Source organism: Arthrobacter sp. NPDC055585 (assembly GCF_053619115.1).
Map to the genome: position 1 here is coordinate 147,302 of NZ_JBSHIT010000005.1, position 18,560 is coordinate 165,861.

Annotated in this window: 18 protein-coding genes; 10 read left to right on the forward strand and 8 right to left on the reverse strand. The window is 65.6% G+C overall.

The annotated features are described in order from the left end of the window. Positions 1-63: 63 nt before the first annotated feature. The 5 genes from ACWGQ2_RS10430 to ACWGQ2_RS10450 form a co-directional block, all read right to left on the reverse strand. A complete protein-coding gene (locus tag ACWGQ2_RS10430) occupies positions 64-852 on the reverse strand; it encodes an ABC transporter ATP-binding protein (protein ID WP_452016947.1) in 789 nt (262 codons plus the stop codon). Positions 853-868: 16 nt separating this feature from the next. Beyond that, positions 869-1,768, reverse strand: a complete 900-nt coding sequence (locus tag ACWGQ2_RS10435; RefSeq protein WP_452016949.1) for an ABC transporter permease — start codon at positions 1,766-1,768, stop codon at positions 869-871. Positions 1,769-1,814: 46 nt separating this feature from the next. Beyond that, positions 1,815-2,807, reverse strand: a complete 993-nt coding sequence (locus ACWGQ2_RS10440; protein WP_452016951.1) for an ABC transporter substrate-binding protein — start codon at positions 2,805-2,807, stop codon at positions 1,815-1,817. A 368-nt stretch (positions 2,808-3,175) separates the two neighbouring features. Further along, complete coding sequence (locus ACWGQ2_RS10445; protein WP_452016953.1) at positions 3,176-4,648, reverse strand: peptide MFS transporter; 1,473 nt, start codon at positions 4,646-4,648, stop codon at positions 3,176-3,178. Between the two features lie 163 nt (positions 4,649-4,811). Then, positions 4,812-6,242 (reverse strand): amidase, encoded by a 1,431-nt coding sequence (locus ACWGQ2_RS10450; protein ID WP_452016955.1) that lies wholly within the window; start codon positions 6,240-6,242, stop codon positions 4,812-4,814. 145 nt (positions 6,243-6,387) lie between these two features. Between ACWGQ2_RS10450 and ACWGQ2_RS10455 the strand changes: the two genes are divergently transcribed. The 4 genes from ACWGQ2_RS10455 (at position 6,388) to ACWGQ2_RS10470 (ending at position 9,015) form a co-directional block, all read left to right on the forward strand. Continuing rightward, complete coding sequence (locus ACWGQ2_RS10455; RefSeq protein ID WP_452016957.1) at positions 6,388-6,705, forward strand: rhodanese-like domain-containing protein; 318 nt, start codon at positions 6,388-6,390, stop codon at positions 6,703-6,705. Then, positions 6,702-7,664 (forward strand): prephenate dehydratase, encoded by a 963-nt coding sequence (pheA, locus tag ACWGQ2_RS10460; RefSeq protein WP_452016959.1) that lies wholly within the window; start codon positions 6,702-6,704, stop codon positions 7,662-7,664. Before ACWGQ2_RS10455 ends, pheA begins: the two co-directional genes overlap by 4 nt. Before the next feature lies 1 nt (position 7,665). Next, entirely contained in the window at positions 7,666-8,640 is a 975-nt protein-coding gene (locus ACWGQ2_RS10465) for a DNA topoisomerase IB (protein ID WP_452016961.1), read from the forward strand. A 93-nt stretch (positions 8,641-8,733) separates the two neighbouring features. Beyond that, positions 8,734-9,015, forward strand: coding sequence for a hypothetical protein (locus ACWGQ2_RS10470; RefSeq protein ID WP_452016963.1), 282 nt, complete (start codon positions 8,734-8,736; stop codon positions 9,013-9,015). Between the two features lie 4 nt (positions 9,016-9,019). Here the strand turns inward: ACWGQ2_RS10470 and ACWGQ2_RS10475 are convergent, their stop codons facing one another. Then, positions 9,020-10,132 carry a diacylglycerol/lipid kinase family protein gene (locus ACWGQ2_RS10475; RefSeq protein WP_452016965.1) on the reverse strand — a complete coding sequence of 371 codons (1,113 nt, stop codon included), beginning with the start codon at positions 10,130-10,132 and terminating at the stop codon, positions 9,020-9,022. A gap of 66 nt (positions 10,133-10,198) precedes the next feature. Between ACWGQ2_RS10475 and serS the strand changes: the two genes are divergently transcribed. Together serS and ACWGQ2_RS10485 are read left to right on the forward strand one after the other, a co-directional pair. Beyond that, on the forward strand, positions 10,199-11,467 hold the full coding sequence (serS, locus tag ACWGQ2_RS10480; protein ID WP_452016967.1) for a serine--tRNA ligase: 1,269 nt from the start codon (positions 10,199-10,201) through the stop codon (positions 11,465-11,467). Positions 11,468-11,593: 126 nt separating this feature from the next. Continuing rightward, the gene (locus ACWGQ2_RS10485) at positions 11,594-12,439 is read left to right on the forward strand and encodes an HAD family hydrolase (RefSeq protein WP_452016969.1); all 846 of its coding nucleotides are present in this window, start codon (positions 11,594-11,596) and stop codon (positions 12,437-12,439) included. 3 nt (positions 12,440-12,442) lie between these two features. On the opposite strand, the gene ACWGQ2_RS10490 is transcribed toward ACWGQ2_RS10485, so the two are convergent. After that, positions 12,443-13,081, reverse strand: a complete 639-nt coding sequence (locus ACWGQ2_RS10490; protein ID WP_452016971.1) for a hypothetical protein — start codon at positions 13,079-13,081, stop codon at positions 12,443-12,445. Between the two features lie 141 nt (positions 13,082-13,222). Next, positions 13,223-13,768 carry an inorganic diphosphatase gene (locus ACWGQ2_RS10495; protein ID WP_452016973.1) on the reverse strand — a complete coding sequence of 182 codons (546 nt, stop codon included), beginning with the start codon at positions 13,766-13,768 and terminating at the stop codon, positions 13,223-13,225. Between the two features lie 281 nt (positions 13,769-14,049). On the opposite strand from ACWGQ2_RS10495, the gene dacB reads away from it, so the two are divergent. The 4 genes from dacB to hpt all read left to right on the forward strand — a co-directional run bounded on the left by dacB (position 14,050) and on the right by hpt (position 18,469). Continuing rightward, entirely contained in the window at positions 14,050-15,456 is a 1,407-nt protein-coding gene (gene dacB / locus ACWGQ2_RS10500; protein ID WP_452017237.1) for a D-alanyl-D-alanine carboxypeptidase/D-alanyl-D-alanine endopeptidase, read from the forward strand. 166 nt (positions 15,457-15,622) lie between these two features. After that, complete coding sequence (locus tag ACWGQ2_RS10505; protein WP_452016975.1) at positions 15,623-16,762, forward strand: zinc-dependent metalloprotease; 1,140 nt, start codon at positions 15,623-15,625, stop codon at positions 16,760-16,762. 22 nt (positions 16,763-16,784) lie between these two features. Then, positions 16,785-17,882, forward strand: a complete 1,098-nt coding sequence (tilS, locus tag ACWGQ2_RS10510) for a tRNA lysidine(34) synthetase TilS (RefSeq protein ID WP_452016977.1) — start codon at positions 16,785-16,787, stop codon at positions 17,880-17,882. A gap of 35 nt (positions 17,883-17,917) precedes the next feature. Beyond that, entirely contained in the window at positions 17,918-18,469 is a 552-nt protein-coding gene (gene hpt, locus ACWGQ2_RS10515) for a hypoxanthine phosphoribosyltransferase (protein ID WP_152224999.1), read from the forward strand. Positions 18,470-18,560: the final 91 nt, after the last annotated feature.

An 18,560-nucleotide genomic window follows, 5' to 3' on the forward strand; every position in this document is an offset into this window, starting at 1 on the left:
TTACGGCTGCTTTGGGGGTCCAAAACAGCCGTAACTGGCCTCTCGGCGGGAAGGGAGGGGGGACTACTGGAGCAGGGTCCGGTCGTCCAGTCCGCCCTTGATCTTCTCGAACTCGTGCAGCAAGTCCGGCACCGTCATGGATGCCTTCTGCGTGCTGTCCAGGTCCAGGATGATCCGGCCCTCATGCATCATGATCAGCCGGGTGCCCAGGTCCAGGGCCTGCTGCATGTTGTGCGTGACCATCAGGGTGGTCAGGTTGTGGCGGGCCACGATTTCACCGGTGAGGCGGGAAACCAGGGCCGCGCGCTGCGGGTCCAGGGCCGCCGTATGCTCATCCAGCAGCAGGATCTTCGGCTCGCTGAACGTTGCCATCAGCAGGGACAGTGCCTGGCGCTGGCCGCCGGAGAGCAGGCCCACCTTGGCCTTGAGCCGGTTCTCCAGACCCAGTTCCAGGGACTTGAGCTCCTCGCGGAACAGTTCGCGCTTTTTCGCCGAGACGCCCCAGCCCAGGCCGCGGCGCTTGCCGCGCTCGTAGGCAATGGACATGTTCTGCTCAATGCTCAGCTGCGGGGCGGATCCGGCCATCGGGTCCTGGAACACCCGGCCGATGAACCGGGCGCGCTGGTAATCGGCCAGCTTTGTGACGTCCTTGCCGTCGATCGTCACGGAGCCGACGTCGGGGCGCAGCTTGCCGGAGACCATGTTCAGCAGGGTGGACTTGCCGGCACCGTTGGAACCGATGACGGTGATGAACTCCCCGGCAGCCAGCTCGAGGTCGATTTTCGCCAGGGCCACGCGCTCGTTGACGGTGCCGGCGAAGAAGGTCTTCTGTACGTTGTCGATTTTCAGCATCGTTTTGCTTTCGTAGCTAGCTGGCTGTGGTGACGTTGGACTTGCGCAGGCTGCTGAAGGTGGGCAGCCGGCGGAAGAGCTTCCACTGCGGAAGGATCAGGGCCAGCACCACGAGCACCGCGGAGATCAGCTTCATGTCATTCGGCTCGAAGCCAAGGTCCAGCGCCAGGGCGATCACGATGCGGTAGACGACGGCGCCCAGGATAACGGCCAGGGTGGAGACGATGATCAGGCGGGAACCGAAGATGGCCTGGCCAATAATCACGGATGCGAGGCCCACCAGGATCAGGCCGATGCCCATGCCGATGTCTGCGAAGCCCTGGTACTGGGCCACAACAGCGCCGCAAAGGGCTACGAAGCCGTTGGACAGGGACAGGCCCAGGATCTTCATCCGGTCGGTGCTGACGCCGAAGCTGGAGACCATTTCCTGGTTGTCGCCGGTGGCCTGCATGGCCAGGCCCAGATCGGTGTGCAGGAACCAGTCGAGGAAGAGCTTCACGCCCAGCGCGAGGAGTGCGAACAGCGCGATGGCGACGGCGCCGCCCAGAAGTCCGTTCTCACGAAGCGGGGTGATGAGGGTGTCTTCGCGGAGCAGGGACAGGTTGGATGTGCCCATGATCCGCAGGTTGATGGAGTAGAGCGCGATCATGGTCAGGATGCCTGCGAGCAGCCCGTTGATCTTGCCCTTGGTGTGCAGCAGGCCGGTAACGCAGCCGGCAATGAGCCCGGCTCCGAACGCGGCTGCCGTGGCGGCCAGGGGTGGGACCCCGTTGATGATGGATATGGCAGCCACGGCAGCGCCCGTGGTGAAGCTGCCGTCCACGGTAAGGTCCGGAAAATCCAGGATCCGGAAGGTGAGGTAAACGCCCAGGGCCATGACGGCGTAGATAAGCCCCAGTTCAACAGCAGTGATCATGGAAGTTCTGTTCCTTACAGCAGGGTGGGACGGGCAGCATCAGGTGCTATTCGATGACCTTGTCGGCCTTTTCGAGCAGGGCTTCGGGGATCTCGACGCCCATATTGGCTGCTGCGGTCTTGTTGACCACGAGCTGCACTTCATCCAGGGTTTCGATGGGCATGGTGGCCGGATCTGCATCCTCTTCGAGGATCTTGATGGCCATCAGGCCGGTCTGGTAGCCGAGGGCTTCGTAGTCGATACCCCAGGTGGCGATGCCGCCGGCTTCGACAGCACCGGCGTCTCCGGTAACCAGCGGGAGCTTCTTGGTTTCGGCGATCTGCACCACGGAGTCCAGGGCCGCAACCACGTTGTTGTCGGTCGGGATGTAGAAGGCGTCCACGTCCAGGGACTCGGCGGCCTGCTGCACCTCTGCGGTGTTGGAGACGGCGGCGAGCTTCAGTTCCAGGCCAAGGTCCTTGGCGGCTTCCTGGGCCAGCTCGATCTGGACCTCGGAGTTGACTTCGCCGGAGCTGTAGACAATGCCGACGGTCTTTGCGTCGGGAGCCAGTTCCTTGATCAGGGCCAGCTGGTCCTCGACCGGGTTCAGGTCGCTGGTCCCGGTCAGGTTGGCGCCGGGAGCCTCCCATGAGTCGACCAGGCCGGCCTCTTCCGGCTCGGTGACCGCGGTGATGAGGATCGGGGTGTCGGTGATGGCCTGTGCTGCCGCCTGAGCGGTCGGCGTGGCGATCGCCAGGACCAGGTCCAGGTCATCGGAGGCGAACTTCGAGGCGATGGAGGTTGCGGTGGCCTGCTCACCGGCGGCGTTCTGCTCGTCGAAGGTGATGTTCTCGCCCTCGGTGTAGCCGTTTTCTGTCAGTGCGCGCTTGAAACCTTCCTTGGCGGAGGTCAGTGCGTCATGCTCCACGATCTGGGTGATGCCGATTTTCACCATGTCCGTGTCGCCGTTGCCGGCAGCGGAATCGCCGCCGCAAGCGGTGACGGCGAGGGACGCACCCAGCAGCAGGGCCCCCAGTGCCCCAGTCTTCGAACGCTTCATCGTTGCCCTTTCAATGCGCTGCCCGGAGGCGGACGGCGCCGGCCGGGCAGGGTGTCGTTGTGCCGGACGCTGGCATCCGGTTCCTGGCCCGACGTCGTTGATCGGAGCCCGGTAAACGGGTGCAGTTCAGCACCGGCTGATTGAACGATACTAACTGTGAGGGCGCTCACATTGTCTAATCTGCGGCGGTACGTAAAGACAGATGCCTGTCGATGGGTGCCAAGACAGCACGTTTGATCGTCACAATGCAGAGTAAAGATTCAAAGTGTCTACGCGGCCGGGCCTTATGGAGCACAAACCGGATACGCAAAAAGTGCCCGTTTGGAAACCAAACGGGCACTTTTTGCTAGGCGAATCGGAAGAACGGGTTACCGCACTCCGCCCATGAGCTTCTTGATGGCCGGTGCGCACAGGGCCAGGACGATGCCCAGTGCGATTGCGGTGATGCCCAGGAAGGAGAAGTAGCTTACTTCGGTGTCCTGGCTGTAGAACTGCGCCAGCCAGCCGGAGAGCGTGCTGCCCAGGGAGACCGACAGGTAGAACAGTGCAACCATCTGGGTGGGGAACGCTGCCGGAGCCAGTTTCGTGGCAGCGGACAGGCCGGTGGGGGAGAGCGAGAGTTCAGCAAAGGTGAACAGCAGCAGGATTCCTGCCAGTGCCAGCAGCGGCGTGCTGGCGGGGCCGCCGCCGGAGAACGGGATGAAGGCCAGGAACGCCAGTCCCATGACGGCCAGGCCGATTCCGAACTTCAGCGGAGTGCCCGGCTGGCGGGTGCCCAGCTTGGTCCACATGCTTGCGAAGACTGCAGCGAAGATGATGATGAAGATCGGGTTGATGGACTGGACGAAGCTCGGCGGCATTTCCCAGCCGAAGATCTCCCGGTTCAGCGAGGTGTCCGCGTAGAGCGCCACAACGGTGAACTGCTGCTGGAACAAAGCCCAGAAGACGGTGCTTGCCACGAACAGGGGCATAAAGGAGAACACCCGGTGGCGCTCGGTGCGGGTTACGCGCTTGCTGGAGAGGATGACCACAAAGTAGGCGACAGCTGCAACCAGCGCCAGGATGGCCATCAGGCCAACCAGGTTTTCGCTGTTGATCAGGCCGAAGGCAATAGCGGCAAGCACGACGACGATCGCGGCCGCGGCGATTGCTCCCACGCGGACATACTGGCTCTTGGGGAGCGGGTTGGCCACCAGGTGTGCGGACTCCGGCAGGTACTTGCGGGTTGCGGCGTACTGGGCAAGACCGATGGCCATGCCGGCAGCTGCGAGGCCGAAGCCAACGTGGAAGCCGAAGGAATCCCAGAGCAGGCCGGTGAGGATCGGGCCCATCAGGCCGCCGATGTTGATGCCCATGTAGAAGATGGAGAACCCGGCGTCGCGGCGCTCGTCCTTCTCGTCATACAGGCTTCCCACCAGGGCGGTGGCATTGGCCTTCAGGCCGCCGGAACCAATGGCGATGAGCACCAGGCCGATTGCGAGGCCGGCGTATCCCGGAACCAGGGAGAGGGAAATGTGGCCGACCATCACGAGGATGGCCGAGTAGAAGAGGGTCCGTTCGGAACCGAGGATGCGGTCCGCTACCCAGGCGCCGACGATCGATGAGAGGTAAACGCCGCCGCCGTAGGCGCCAACGAGGCCTGCAGCCACTCCCTCGGCCATGCCCAGTCCGCCGTCGGTGACGGAGTAGTACATGTAGTAGAGCAGGATGCCCTGCATGCCGTAGAAGGAGAAGCGTTCCCAGAGCTCAACGCTGAAGAGATTCGCGAGCATCCGGGGATGGCCGAAAAATGCCTTCCGCGCAGTGGGCGCGGGGCTGGTAGTGGTGGGGCTTGGACTCATCGTCCAATTGTCCCAAAAAGCGGATGTGACGCATTCGGCACGGAACGCCGAAAGCAGGGTGTTTTACCGGCATCCATGCAAGAGTATGTGCTCATCGTCACGGTCAAAATCGCCTTTTTGTCCACATGCTGGACAAAAAGGCTCCGGATTAAGGCTATTCCTGTTATTGGAGTTCCAGCTGGGCGGCCACTGAAAGCAGGTCCGCCTCCGCCCCGGGACGGCCGATCAGCTGCACGCCCATGGACAGTCCGCTGCCGGTGACGTAAGTGGGGATGGTCACCGCCGGCAAACCGCACACGTTGACCATGGAGGTGAACGGCGAGTATTGGCACTGCAGGGCATAGTCTTCGGCAGCGTCGCCGGTCCAGTACCAGCCGATGGGCCGCGGGGTCATGGCTACGGTGGGGGTCAGGATCATGTCCCACTCGGCAAACTGCGTAATGGTCTCTTCTTCGAACCCACGCAGAACCTCGATGGCGCCGGCCAGGTCTGCCGCGGAGCGCTGCAGTGCACGACGCCGCATGGCAGCGGTCAGCTCCGTCAGCTTGTCCTCCCCTTCCGGCGGCAGCGGCATGTTCGCCAGCGGGGCAGTCCACACCAGCTCGAACGCGTCGGGGTAGCGCTCGTCATAACGCACGCCGGCCTCGGCAACCTCATGGCCCGCCCCGGTAAGCGCCACGACCCCGGCTTCCAGTGCCAGCAGAGCTTCCGGATCCAGTGAAATGTCCAGCCGGGATTCGAAGGGGGACCGTGTGCTGACGCCGATCCGGAACCTGCCTTCAGCCCGGAGTGCCGCCGCCAGGAATGACCCGTGCACGCCGGCCGCGCTGGTGGCGTGGTAGTTCGGTTCATCTGCCATGGCATCGAGCAGAAGTGCCGCATCTGCAGCAGTTCGTGCCAGCGGTCCGGCGACGACGAACTGGCCAAGATCCCGCTGGGCACCGCCGGAAGGAATCCTGCCGCGGTTGGGTTTCAGTCCCACCAGCCCGGTGGCCGCAGCAGGAATGCGCACCGAACCGCCGCCGTCGGTCCCCGGGGCGAACGGCAGCATGCCCGCCGCAACCGCAGCGGCACTGCCCCCGGAGGATCCGCCCGGGCTCAGTGCGGGGTCGAGCGGATTCCGGGCCGGCGGCGCCACGAGGTTCTCGCTGTAGCTGCTGAGGCCGAACTCCGGTACCTGGGTTTTGCCCAGGCTGATCGCGCCCGCCGCCCGCAGCACCGCCGGCAGCGGGCCGTCTGCCGCAGCCGGAGCCAGCGGAACGGCTGCGCTGCCCATGGTGGTGGGAACGCCGGCGACGTCGGTGAGGTCCTTGTGTGCCAGCGGCATGCCGTGCAGGATTCCCAGCGGACGCCCGGCGGCGAGTGCCTCGTCGGCCCGCTGTGCCTCGGCCATTGCTGTGTCTGCAGTGACGGTGATGAAGGAGCCGAGTTCCGGGTTCAGGGCTTCGATGCGCCCCAGGAAGTACTCCGTGGCCTCCCGAGCGGAAACTTCCCCGCCGGCCAGGGCGTCGCGCAGCGCAAGAGCGCTGAGTGACCCAATCCCCTCTTCGGTGGGCATCCCTGCCCGAGGCGGGACGGCTGGACCTTTGGGCATTGTTACCTCCGGTGCGCGGGGGGCTTTGTTCTCTGGCGGTGCATCCCACTATAGGCTGGGATAAACGGCGCGGACGCCTCAGCAGCGGGCTGGTTCCGTGCCTTGTCAGACCCGGCAACAGAGACTGCAAGGAAGTGTGAGCGAGATGGAAAACGTATCTGTGGACGCTATCGGTGAAGGTGTGCGGATCCTGGATGTCCGGGAAGACTATGAGTGGGAAGCCGGGCACATTCCGAACGCCGTCCACATTCCCCTGGACCAGCTCCCCGACCGTCTCGATGACCTGGACCCGGACCAGGACCTTGCCGTGATCTGCCGTTCCGGCGGCCGGAGTGCGCGGGCAACCCAGTGGCTTGAATCCCACGGCTACTCCGCAGTCAACGTGACCGGAGGCATGGGTGCCTGGCTGGAAGCGGGCAGGGAAATGGTCTCCGAAAACGGAAAAGAACCGACCGTCGTATGAGTCCTGAGGGCACCCCCGGGCAGCCTAAGCTTCCGGGAACCATGGTTTATACATATCTGGGACCCGAGGGTACGTTCACCGAAGCAGCGCTGCTTCAGGTGCCCGGCGCCGCCGAGGCAGTACGGATTCCCTCCACGAGCGTCACCTCCGCGCTGGAGATGGTCCGGTCCGGGCACGCGAATGCCGCCGTCGTACCGATCGAGAACTCGGTGGAAGGCGGCGTCAGCGCCACTCTCGATGCGATCTCCGTTGGCCAGCCACTGCGTATCCTGCGCGAAATCCTGGTGCCCATCACCTTTGTGCTGGCAGTGCGTCCGGGTGTCGAGCTGGAGGACATCCGGAAGGTTTCTACGCACAGCCATGCCTGGGCGCAGTGCCGTAACTGGGCCGAAGTGAATATTCCGAAGGCGGAATATCTCCCTGCGTCCTCCACTGCGGCCGCCGCGGTGGGGCTCCAGGATGAGGCTCCGGGATTCGACGCAGCCATCTGCGCACCGCTGGTTGCCTCCCGGCTGGGCCTGAACGTCATTGCCCGGGACATCGGGGACATTTCCGACGCCGTCACCCGGTTCATCCTCATCAGCCTCCCCGGGCTGCTGCCGGAACCCACCGGCGCGGACAAGACCACCGTGGTGATCCCGCTGCCCGAAGACCGGCCGGGTGCCCTGATGGAAATCCTGGACCAGTTCTCCACCCGAGGCGTGAACCTCAGCCGGATTGAATCCCGGCCCACAGGCGCATTCCTGGGAGACTACTTCTTCAGCATCGACGCCGACGGGCACGTGTTTGATGCCCGGGTGGCCGATGCGCTCAAGGGGCTGCACCGGGTGTCTCCGGAACTCAGGTTCCTGGGCTCCTATCCGCGGGCGGACCACCGGCGAGCCCAAGTTCTGCCGCACACCTCCGACTCCGCCTTCGAGGCAGCGGACCAGTGGCTCGAATCCCTGATTAACGGCTGAGATGCCCCGCCTGCGCCGCAGTAACTGCGAACACCCCGGTTACACCCGCCTGAGGTGGGGCAAGGGGTTCAGTTACCGCGGCCTGAAGGGGGAGGTGCTGCGGGATCCGGCGGAACTGCGCCGGATCCGCGCACTCGCCATCCCACCGGCCTGGCAGGATGTCTGGATCAGCCCGTACCCCAACGGCCACATCCAGGCCACGGGCCAGGACGGCGCCGGACGCCGCCAGTACATCTACCACCCGTACTGGCGTGAGATGAAGGACCGGGAGAAGTTCGACCGGGCCCTCGAGTTCGCCCAGGCACTTCCCCCTGCCCGCCGGATCATCACCAAATACCTTCGTTCGGACGGCAGTGGTCCGGAACGGGCGCTGGCTGCAGCCCTGCGGATCGTCGATTCCGGCGCCCTGCGCGTGGGCGGCTCCCGGTACGCGGAGATGAACGGCTCCTACGGCACCACCACCCTGCGGGTGGAGCACGTCCAGCTTCAGGACACCCGGCTGCTGCTGGACTTCCCGGGCAAAAGCGGCCAGGAGTGGCATGTGGAACTCGATGACGAGGATCTGGTGGCTGCCCTCCGTCCCATGCTCGAGCGTCCTGATCCGGACACCGCACTGGCGTACATCGGCGTCGACGGGCAGTGGCACAGTATTGATGCCTCGCAGCTGAACGGCTTCCTCCGCGAGGTGACGGCCGGCGACTTTACGGCCAAGGACTTCCGGACCTGGCAGGCCACCGTCTCGGCCGCGATGGGCTTTGCACGCGCAGCGCGGACGGCTGCCACCCGGAAGGCGCAGCAGCAGGCGGTGGCGCAGACCATCCGGGAAGTGGCGGAGCGGCTCGGCAACACCCCGGCCGTGGCACGGAAGTCCTACGTTGACCCCCGCCTTGTGGACCGTTTCCTGCACGGCGAGGTTATTCCGGTGGCCGGATATTCGGCCTCCGAGACAGCTGTGCGGGAACTGCTGAGCGAATAACCCGCGAAAAAGGGGTCGGGTTTATGGTAAGTATGCTTATAGACCGCCGGCCAGGCAGCCGGCGGGAGAAGCCATCAATGCGAAAGGCGGACCATGAGCGAGTACCCGAACGAAGACGAGCAGCTCACCAACCCGAAGCCGAGCGGCCAGGCCAGCGGTGATGACAACTACCGCGGCGACATTGGCGACCAGGGCAATGACCTCCGCTTCGCCGAAGAGCAGGAGCTCATCCGTGAGCAGTCCTCGCCGGCGTCCGTAAAGCATGAGGAAGGCGAGTACACCGACGCCGACGGACGCAAGCAGCCGCCGTCGTCCTCACATTCCGCCGCGGAAACCGAAGGAAGCTACACGGACTCAGAAGGCACGCAGGACTAAGCGCCTAGGCGCCCTGACGCCGGAATCCGCCGGTTCTGCCGCCCGCCGCGGCGGCGGAACCGGTTTCGGCGTCAGGCGCGCGCACCAGCAGCGACTGCGGGTCCACGCTGACCCTCACCCGCGTCGCTGCACCGGTCAGATCGCCGTCGAGCTGGGTAATGATCGGCTCTTCCGTGCTGACCGTGACTTTGCGGGCACGGGTGTACTCGATCAGGGACAGCTCCCTCCGGTTGCGGGTGACCACCTTCCCTGCAACTGCCATCCAGCCCAAAACCGTGCGCGGGGTGAGCACCACAATGTCCAGCATGCCGTCGTCAACAGCGGCCGCAGGAATGAAGTCGATCCCGGCAGGAAGCTTGCCGGTGTTGGCAAACACCACACTGCGGACCTTGCGCAGCTGGGAGGGCCCGTCGTCGAGCTGGATGCGCATCTTCCGGCGCGGACCGGGCAGCAGCCGGATCCCGGCCTCGCTGTAGGCCAGCCAGCCCACACGGCGCTTCAGGTCATCACGGGTGGCCGCAATGACTTCCGCATCCAGGCCGATTCCGCCCATGACAAGGAAGTTGCTGGCTGAGCGGACGCCCGTGCGGGCATTTTCGAGTTCCAGCCGGCCCATGTCGATCCGGCGCTGGGTACCGTGCAGTGCCGCCTGGATGCTGCCGGCAAGATCATTGACTGCCACACCGAGGTTCCGGGCCAGCAGGTTCCCGGTCCCCAGGGGCAGCAGGCCCATCGCGGCACGCTCATGGGCCAGGGCGCGGGCCACCTCACGGACGGTGCCGTCCCCGCCTGCGGCCAGTACGACGTCGGCGCCTGCTGCCAGTGCGTCCTGTGCCTGCCGGTAACCGGGAGAATCCACGGTCGTCTCGAGGATCAGGGGAGGTTCCCAGCCGGCCATTTCGCAGGCAGCTGCCACAGCGGCTTTGGCCTCGGCAGCCTGCGCCTTGATGGGGTTGACCACCAGGGCCACGCGCTGGCTCGCGGACGCAACGGGGCGGGTGATCCGCCCGGCGGCCACCTGCCGGCGGTGCCGGCGGGACGTAACCTGCCAGGTGGCGATTGATGCGATGACGGCAGTGGCCACAAGGAGCAGGATTACGGCGATTTCGGCGGGCATGGTGGTTTCAGGATAGCCGCCGCGCAGGGTGCGGGCCGGACAGGGGGTTTTCGGTACTCTTGAGACGTGATCGATGTAAATGAGCTGCGAGAAAACCCTGAGAAGTTCCGAGCATCCCAGCGCGCACGGCTGGCCGAGCCGGAGCTGGTGGACGCGATCATTTCCGCGGATGCCCGCCGGCGCGACGCCCGTACCCGCTATGAGACCTTGCGCGCCGAGCAGAATGCCTTCGGCAAGCGCGTCGCCCAGGCCAAGGGCGAAGAGAAGCAGGCGCTGCTGGCAGAGGTGAAGGAACTGGCTGCCGCGGTCAAGGCCGCCGGGAGCGAAGCCGACGCCGTGCAGGCCGAGCAGGAGGCACTGGTCCGCCGGGTCGCCAACGTCGTCGAAGACGGGGTTCCGGCCGGCGGCGAAGACGACTTCACGGTCCTGAAGACCGTTGGCACGCCGCGGGACTTCGAGGCCGAAGGTTTCACCCCGCGTGACCACCTGGAACTGGGTGAGCTGCTCGGCGCGATCGACATGGAACGCGGGGCCAAGGTATCCGGATCCCGGTTCTACTTCCTGCGCGGTGTTGGCGCGCGCCTGGAGCTGGGCCTGCTGCAGATGGCCATGGACCAGGCCGTGAAGGCCGGCTTCGTTCCGATGATTACCCCCACCCTGGTCCGTCCCGAGACCATGCAGGGCACCGGCTTTGACGTTGCGCACGACGCCGAGATCTACCGTCTGGCCGAAGACGACCTGTACCTGGTGGGCACCTCCGAGGTGCCCCTGGCCGGCTACCACGCGGACGAGATCATGGACCTCAGCCAGGGCCCGGTCCGCTACGCCGGCTGGTCTTCCTGCTACCGCCGCGAAGCCGGGTCCCACGGCAAGGACACCCGCGGCATCATCCGCGTGCACCAGTTCAACAAGGTGGAAATGTTCACCTACACCTCCGTCGAGGAAGCCGCGGCCGAGCACCAGCGGCTGCTGGCCTGGGAAGAGGAAATGCTTGCCAAGGTGGAGCTGCCCTACCGCGTCATCGAAACGGCCGCCGGAGACCTGGGTATGTCCGCAGCCCGCAAGTACGACTGCGAAGCCTGGGTTCCCACCCAGGGTGCCTACCGTGAGCTGACGTCTACGTCGAACTGCACCACGTTCCAGGCCCGCCGCCTGAACATCCGCGAACGCCAGGACGGCAAGACCCGCGCCGTCGCCACGCTCAACGGCACCCTGGCCACCACCCGCTGGATCGTCGCCATCCTGGAGCACCACCAGAACCCGGACGGCTCGGTCAACGTTCCCAAGGCACTGCAGCCCTACATGGGCGGCCTGGAAGTACTGCCCGTCCTGTAGCCGGCACCGCGCTGCCCCCGCCGAAAAGGCAGGGGCAGCGCTGCGCCACTAAGAGTTCACCGGCTGTTTGCGCCGAGTGTGAACCGCGTCCTACCGGTATTTACCCGCTTCTGTTTATATGAGTCGATGACAACTCTCACTTCAGCCGGCACCGAAGACCGGTTCAACACAGACAGCAAACACCTCATCGCCCTGGACGTCGACGGAACCCTGGTGGACCACGACGGACACATGTCCCCCAACGTCCGGTCCGCGGCCAGGGACGCGATCGACGCCGGCCATCACCTGGTGATTTCCACCGGCCGCTCTTTTGGAGCCGCTCTTCCGGTCCTGGAAAGCATTGGCCTCACCGACGGATTCACCGTCTGCTCCAACGGCGGCGTCACCCTCTCCATCGACTCCTCCCTCCCTGACGGCTACGAGATCGTCGACCGCGTGGTTTTCGACCCCCGCCCGGCCCTGGATGCCCTGCGTGTGGAACTGCCCACCGCCAAGTTCGCGCTGGAAGACCACGAGGGCAGGTTCCTGTCCACTGAACGCTTCCAGGACGCCAGTTTCGGCGCGGAAGCCCAGGCCGTGGACTTCGAGTACCTGCGCGAGTCCAAAGCCGTGCGCGTGGTGGTTTTCAGCACCGACTCCACTGCCGAGGAATTCGGCGACGCGGTGGCAGCCATTGGCCTGCACGGGGTGACCTATTCAGTGGGCTGGACCGCCTGGCTGGATATCGCCGCAGCAGGCGTCACCAAGGCCTCTGCCCTGGAACAGGTCCGCCGCCGGCTCGACGTCGACCCGATGCACACTGTTGCCGTGGGCGATGGCCGCAATGACATCGAAATGCTTTCCTGGGCGGCGCGCGGTGTGGCCATGGGCCAGTCCCCGGGCGAAGTGCTCTCCGCTGCTTCCGAGGTGACCGGCTCGGTCTATGAGGACGGCGCAGCGAAGGTCCTGCGCAGCCTGCTTGCTCCGCGCTAGGTCCTAGCGCGCCGCGTAGGGCAGGGGAGCGGCCGGCAGGGAAGCCGGTCCGGCCACCAGGTCCAGCAGCCGGGCTGCCGCAGGCCTCGTGGCCCATTCCTCCACCCAGTGGGAGCGCACCACGGCCTTGCTGACAGCCTGGGCCGTAATCCCCAGCTCCTGGGCAACAAACTTCTGCTGCCCCCGCGCCCCGGGAGTCATCAGGTCCAGGACCTTCCACTCGGCCGCCGTGCGGCTCGCCACAATCTGGCCCAGCAGGCGCAGTACCGCTTCCGCCTCGGACGCCACCTCGGCGTCGGGCCCTTCAACAGCCAGCGGAATGCGGTCGCCGGAACGCTGCGCGCGCTCCACGGCCCGGCGCGCATAGACCAGGCCAAAGCCCTCGGCCTCAAGAATGCCGGCGGGCAGCGGGCGCCGGATTTCGCCGACGCCGATTCCCACGTTCCAGCGGCGGGCCCGGATGGCCACAAGGGCCGCGTCCACGGCAGCAGAGGGATGAGCGAGGATGCCCTGCGCCTCATCGCCCACCGAGCGCTGGAAATCCACCGCGGCAGGGATGTGCCGCAGGGAGCGCACCAAGTCCGGAACCTGGTCGCCCACCTCGCGGGTGTCCCGCTGGTTGATGGTCAGCACAAAATGCATGGCATCAGCATGCCAGAGCAATTCCCCAAACAACCGATATCGGTTGGGGCGGGCGTGCCGCGCCCCCGAGATAACAGAAACTGCCCGTACCAGCGCTGGTACGGGCAGTTTCTGTTATCTCGATGGGGAGGAGGCTGAGCCTTAGTTGTTCTCGGGGCTGGCGTCGACGTCGCGGCCCTGCGGCTCGTCCTCTTCGCTCTTCTCGCCCTGGGCTTCGAAGCGTGCGAGGGAAGCTTTAACCTCGGCCTCGGCGGCTTCGCGGCCTTCCCAGTCAGCGGCCTCTACCCACTTGCCGGGCTCCAGGTCCTTGTACTTGGTGAAGAAGTGCTTGATTTCATCGAGCAGGAAGTCCGAAACGTCGGAGATGTCCTTGATGTGGTCAAAGCGCGCGTCAGTGGGGACGCAGAGCACCTTGGCGTCTCCGCCGCCGTCGTCAACCATGTTGAAGACGCCGATCGGACGGGATTCAACCAGCACACCCGGGATCAGGTCGAAGTCCTGGAGCATCACCATGGCGTCCAGCGGATCGCCGTCTTCGCCGAGGGTGTTTTCGAAGTAGCCGTAGTGCGTCGGGTACTGCATGGAGGTAAACAGCACGCGGTCCAGGCGCAGGCGGTGCGTCTCATGGTCGATTTCGTACTTGACGCGGGATCCCTTGGGGATCTCGATCGTTACGTCGAGTTTCATAACGGCTCCTTGGATGCGGCCCGGGGAAAGGGCCAGTCAAAACGGACAGAGAAGAACATGCATTGCTCATGCACTTTGCGAGAATGGACGCAGCCGGAATCCCCCGTCCATTTGGGAATGTCCGTTTGGTCCACTGCGCCGGTCTAGTGTTAAAGATATATGTCCTGAGGCACTGCCGGGTTTACCGGCGTTATCAACAGCCTCACTCTCCGCCGCTGCAGGCGGAACCTGAGCGATCAGGTACGGCAACGAAATAAGGAAATTGGTGGTCCTTGGCGAGGATGTTCTCCGGCATGGCCCTGGTGCTGGCCTTCGCCCTGCTGCTGGTTCCGCTGGCGGTCTACGCTGGCCCGCCGGTGGTGAAAGCCCTTTCCGGTACGGCCCCTGACCGGCAGACCGCTGTCCCGTCCTACCAGCGCCCGCCTGCCGAGGTGTTCCAGAACCCGGTTGTCCAGCCGGCCGATCCTGATGCTCCGCTTCCGGACCCGTCTGTGCTGGGCGCACTGCTCGACGCCGAACTTGCCTTCGAGGGCAGCGGAACCGTCTCTGCGGTGGTTTCTGATCCTCTGACCGGCACCGTTCTCTACGAACGCAGTCCCGAAGCCGCCGGCATGCCGGCCTCCACTCTGAAAATCCTGACCGCTGCTGCCGCTGTCCGTACCCTGGACCCGGATTCCCGGTTTGAAACCACTGTTTACGCCGCCCAAAGCAACGAGGGGACCGTCCTGACCCTGCGTGGGGGCGGGGATGTGCTGCTGGGCAGCGGGAGCTCCAACCCAGACGCAGTTGTTGGAAGGGCCGGACTTGCCACCCTGGCGGAGGATGCGCTGGAGATGCTGGGCCGGAACCCCGGGACGGTGCGTGTGCAGGTGGATGACACTCTGTTCACCGGCCCGGCGCTGTCTCCGGCCTGGAACCAGGCCGACGTCGAAGCCGGAGAGATAGCGCCCGTCTATCCGCTGGCCGTGAACTCCGCCTGGCTAGACGAGTCCCGCCAGGGGGGTCAGCGGTCAGAGGATGCGGCACTGGCTGCCGGCGCTGCCTTCAGGGACGCGCTGGCCGGCGCGGCGGAGACTTCCGGGATCACGGTCGAGGACGATGTCAGCAGGGGCACGGTACCCGGCGGCGCCAGGGAACTGGCATCGGCCGAGTCAGCAACCGCAGCCGAGCAGGTCCAGCAGATGCTGCTGGTCTCGGACAACTATCTGGCTGAAGCCCTCGGCCGGTCGGCTGCTGCCGCCGCCGGACGGGAAGCCAGCTTCGAAGGCGCCACTGCCACGGTAGCCGCGGAGATCTCCGGGCTGGGAATCGATACTGCGGGAATGTCCCTGGCAGATGTCTCCGGCCTGGCCGCGGAGAACTCCGTCACGGCCCGCCAGCTGACCGAAACGGTGCAGGCGGTCCTGGTTTCCACGGATGACGGACTCCGCGCGGTTGCCCGCGGATTCCCGGTGGCAGGCCTGACCGGCACGCTGCAGGGCAGGTACGGCGACGGCGCCGCCGGCCTGGTCCGCGCAAAAACGGGAACGCTGCTGGCTGTGACGGCGCTGAGCGGTTATGTCACGGATTCCGACGGGAGGCTGCTCTCCTTCGCGCTGGTGGCCCGGGGCCTGGACGGCAATACCGCCGAAGCCCGCGCCGCCGTCGACAGTGCCGCTGCCGTCCTCGCCGGCTGCGGCTGCCGCTGACCCGGGCTGGCCCAGCATCTCCCGGCTGGCCGATCGACGCTTCCTAACCCATCGAGAGGCCAGTTACGGCCCGTTTGAGGGCTGAAAAGAGCCGTAAGTGGCCTCTCGGCGGATCTTGCAGCGGAGGCGGGAGCACATTGCGGCGCGCCTGTGATCGAATGGAGCAATGGAGAGCAACCAGCAGCACCTGAGCACCTCAACCGCCGCGCGACTGGTGAACTGGGACTTCGCCGCTGCGACCGCTGCCACCCTGGTAGCACCGGGACCGAAGCTGAGCCGCCGCGAAATCCAGGCCGCCGTCGCAGACCTGCGCCGGCTCGCTGACGAGTCCGTTTCCCACGTCCACCGCATCACCGGACTGGACGCCGCCGAAAACCTGCGCGACTCCCAGGTTCTGATTGTTGACCGCGCGTCCTGGGCAAAAGCCAACTCACAGAGTTTCGCCGCCCTGATGAACCCCATGCTCCAGCACCTGGCCGAAACCCGGCCGGACGCCGTCAACGCCACCAACACCGCCGTAGCCGGAACCATCACCGGCGCCGAACTGGGTGCCGTCCTGGCATTCCTGGCCAGCAAGGTCCTGGGCCAGTACGACCCCTTCGCCGCGCTGGCATCGGATGACCCCGGCAAGAAGGGCGGACGGCTGCTGCTCGTGGCCCCGAACATCATCAGCACCGAGCAGGAGCTGAACGTGGAACCGGCCGATTTCCGGCTCTGGGTGTGCCTGCACGAACAAACCCACCGGGTGCAGTTCGCCGCCGCCCCCTGGCTGCGGGACCATCTGCTGGATCAGATCCGGATGCTCAGCAACGGCCTGATGGACAAGGCGCAGAGCCTTCCGGAGCGCATCAGCTCGATGGCCAAACAGCTCTCTGCAGCCGCCAGTGGAAAGGAAGAATCGGCCGACGGCGTTCCGGACCGCCAGCTGGATGTCCTCACCCTGCTGCAGGACCCGGAGGACAAGGCGCGCCTGTCCCACATCACCGCCGTTATGAGCCTGCTGGAAGGCCACGCCAACGTGGTCATGGACGCCGTTGACGCCAGCATCATCCCCAGCGTGAAGACCATCCGCCGGCGCTTCAACGACCGCGGCATCAACCGCGGCTGGCTGGATAAGTTCTTCCGCCGGATCATGGGCCTGGACGCCAAGATGCGGCAGTACGCCGACGGCTCGAAGTTTGTCCGCGGCGTGGTGGACAAGGTTGGCATGGCCGGCTTCAACCGGGTCTGGGAACAGGCAGAGAACCTGCCGACCGAGGCGGAAATCCACAACCCGGACCTCTGGATCAAGCGAATGGGACTCTAAGCACCACGTGAACAACTCCCCAATGCATCCCCTTGTGCCCGCCGCCCGCGCCCGCCGCCGGCTGAACCCCACGCTGGGCAAGGCCCGCGCCATGCTCAAGGACTTCCTGAGCGAAGCAGGCCTCCCGCCCAACCCGGCCAACCCCCCGGTGCTCCTGGTGGCCTGCAGCGGCGGCCCGGATTCGCTGGCACTGGCGGAAACGGCGTCGTTCTTCAACCGGCGCGGTGACTATGCCGTTGGTGCCGCCGTCGTCGACCACGGGCTCCAGGCCGGCTCGGCTGAGGTCGCCGAGGCCGCTGCAGGCAAACTGCGCGCCATGGGCCTGGACCCGGTCACCGTCACCCGGGTGGAGGTTCCGGAATCCGGGATGGGCCCGGAAGCGGCCGCCCGCACTGTTCGCTATGAAGCGCTCGACGCCGCTGCCGCCACGGCCGGCGCAGACGCCGTACTGCTGGGCCACACACTCGATGACCAGGCCGAGCAGGTGCTGCTCGGACTTGCCCGGGGCTCGGGGACCAGGTCACTGGCGGGCATGCCGGCCCGCCGCGGACTCTACCTGCGTCCGTTCCTGGGCCTGCGGCGGGAAGAAATCGAAGAGATCTGCGCCGCACAGGACCTTGATCCCTGGCACGATCCCACCAACGCGGACCCATCCTTTGCCCGCTCACGGGTACGGACCTCCGTGCTGCCGTTCCTTGAAAGCGAACTGGGCCCCGGCATTGCCGAAGCGCTCTTCCGCAGCTCCCGGATCCTGGCCCAGGACGCCGACTACCTCGATGCCCAGGCTGCCGAAACCTACGCACGGCTGCGCGGGGAAGCCGGAAACGCTGCCGGCGAGGGCGCCCCGGAAGAGATCCTGCTCTCAGAGCAGGCGCTGCGCGGGATGCCCGCGGCGCTGCGCCAGCGGGTGCTGGCCCTGGCTGCCGCGGAGCTCGGGGCGGCCCGTCCCAGCTGGGAAAGGGTGCGTGCCGTGGAGGCATTGCTCAAGCGGGAAGGGTCTGCCGGTCCGGTGCAGCTGGCCGGGAAGGTCTCTGCGTACCGGCAGGTGCGGACAAAGCCGGTTCCCCAAGGCAGCCCAAGCTATGGCAATCTTGTTTTTAGGAAAAAGAGCAGCGCCTAAGACCAGCTGCAACATCTCGCACCCGGGAGCCATTCGTGGATTCACACGACGTCCAGTCAGACCTCAAACACGTTCTTTACACCAGGGAACAGATTGCCGAGCGGATCAAGGAACTGGCGGCGGAGATTGACCGCGACTACGCCGGACGCGACATCCTGCTTGTCGGCGTCCTCAAGGGTGCCGTAATGGTCATGGCGGATCTCTCCCGTGCCCTGCACAGCCACGTCTCCATGGACTGGATGGCAGTGTCCTCCTACGGCTCCGGCACCCAGTCCTCCGGCGTCGTCCGGATCCTCAAGGACCTGGAGACCGACCTGCTGGGCAAGCACGTGCTGATTGTCGAAGACATCATCGACTCCGGCCTGACCCTGTCCTGGCTGCGCACCAACCTGCAGTCCCGCGGCCCGGCAAGCGTCGAAATCTGCACGCTGCTGCGCAAGCCCGACGCCGCCAAGGTTGAGATCGACGTGAAGTACGTCGGCTACGAGATCCCCAATGAATTCGTTGTTGGCTACGGCCTGGACTTCGCCGAGAAGTACCGCAACCTGGACTTCATCGGCACCCTGGCGCCGCACGTCTACGAATAAGCACTCCAGGCAGTTTTCAACCGCCTGCTGAACCCGCTGGCCCAAACCGGCGCACCGGCTTTCGGTGCCCGGGGCGGGACGGCGGGTTTTT

Excerpts from the sequence above, each read along its gene's own strand:
- ACWGQ2_RS10430 (WP_452016947.1), bottom strand. The coding sequence starts at position 852 with ATGCTGAAAATCGACAACGTACAGAAGACCTTCTTCGCCGGCACCGTC.
- ACWGQ2_RS10435 (WP_452016949.1), bottom strand. The coding sequence starts at position 1,768 with ATGATCACTGCTGTTGAACTGGGGCTTATCTACGCCGTCATGGCCCTG.
- ACWGQ2_RS10440 (WP_452016951.1), bottom strand. The coding sequence starts at position 2,807 with ATGAAGCGTTCGAAGACTGGGGCACTGGGGGCCCTGCTGCTGGGTGCG.
- ACWGQ2_RS10445 (WP_452016953.1), bottom strand. The coding sequence starts at position 4,648 with ATGAGTCCAAGCCCCACCACTACCAGCCCCGCGCCCACTGCGCGGAAG.
- ACWGQ2_RS10450 (WP_452016955.1), bottom strand. The coding sequence starts at position 6,242 with ATGCCCAAAGGTCCAGCCGTCCCGCCTCGGGCAGGGATGCCCACCGAA.
- ACWGQ2_RS10455 (WP_452016957.1), top strand. The coding sequence starts at position 6,388 with ATGGAAAACGTATCTGTGGACGCTATCGGTGAAGGTGTGCGGATCCTG.
- pheA (WP_452016959.1), top strand. The coding sequence starts at position 6,702 with ATGAGTCCTGAGGGCACCCCCGGGCAGCCTAAGCTTCCGGGAACCATG.
- ACWGQ2_RS10465 (WP_452016961.1), top strand. The coding sequence starts at position 7,666 with ATGCCCCGCCTGCGCCGCAGTAACTGCGAACACCCCGGTTACACCCGC.
- ACWGQ2_RS10470 (WP_452016963.1), top strand. The coding sequence starts at position 8,734 with ATGAGCGAGTACCCGAACGAAGACGAGCAGCTCACCAACCCGAAGCCG.
- ACWGQ2_RS10475 (WP_452016965.1), bottom strand. The coding sequence starts at position 10,132 with ATGCCCGCCGAAATCGCCGTAATCCTGCTCCTTGTGGCCACTGCCGTC.
- ACWGQ2_RS10485 (WP_452016969.1), top strand. The coding sequence starts at position 11,594 with ATGACAACTCTCACTTCAGCCGGCACCGAAGACCGGTTCAACACAGAC.
- ACWGQ2_RS10490 (WP_452016971.1), bottom strand. The coding sequence starts at position 13,081 with ATGCATTTTGTGCTGACCATCAACCAGCGGGACACCCGCGAGGTGGGC.
- ACWGQ2_RS10495 (WP_452016973.1), bottom strand. The coding sequence starts at position 13,768 with ATGAAACTCGACGTAACGATCGAGATCCCCAAGGGATCCCGCGTCAAG.
- dacB (WP_452017237.1), top strand. The coding sequence starts at position 14,050 with ATGTTCTCCGGCATGGCCCTGGTGCTGGCCTTCGCCCTGCTGCTGGTT.
- ACWGQ2_RS10505 (WP_452016975.1), top strand. The coding sequence starts at position 15,623 with ATGGAGAGCAACCAGCAGCACCTGAGCACCTCAACCGCCGCGCGACTG.
- tilS (WP_452016977.1), top strand. The coding sequence starts at position 16,785 with ATGCATCCCCTTGTGCCCGCCGCCCGCGCCCGCCGCCGGCTGAACCCC.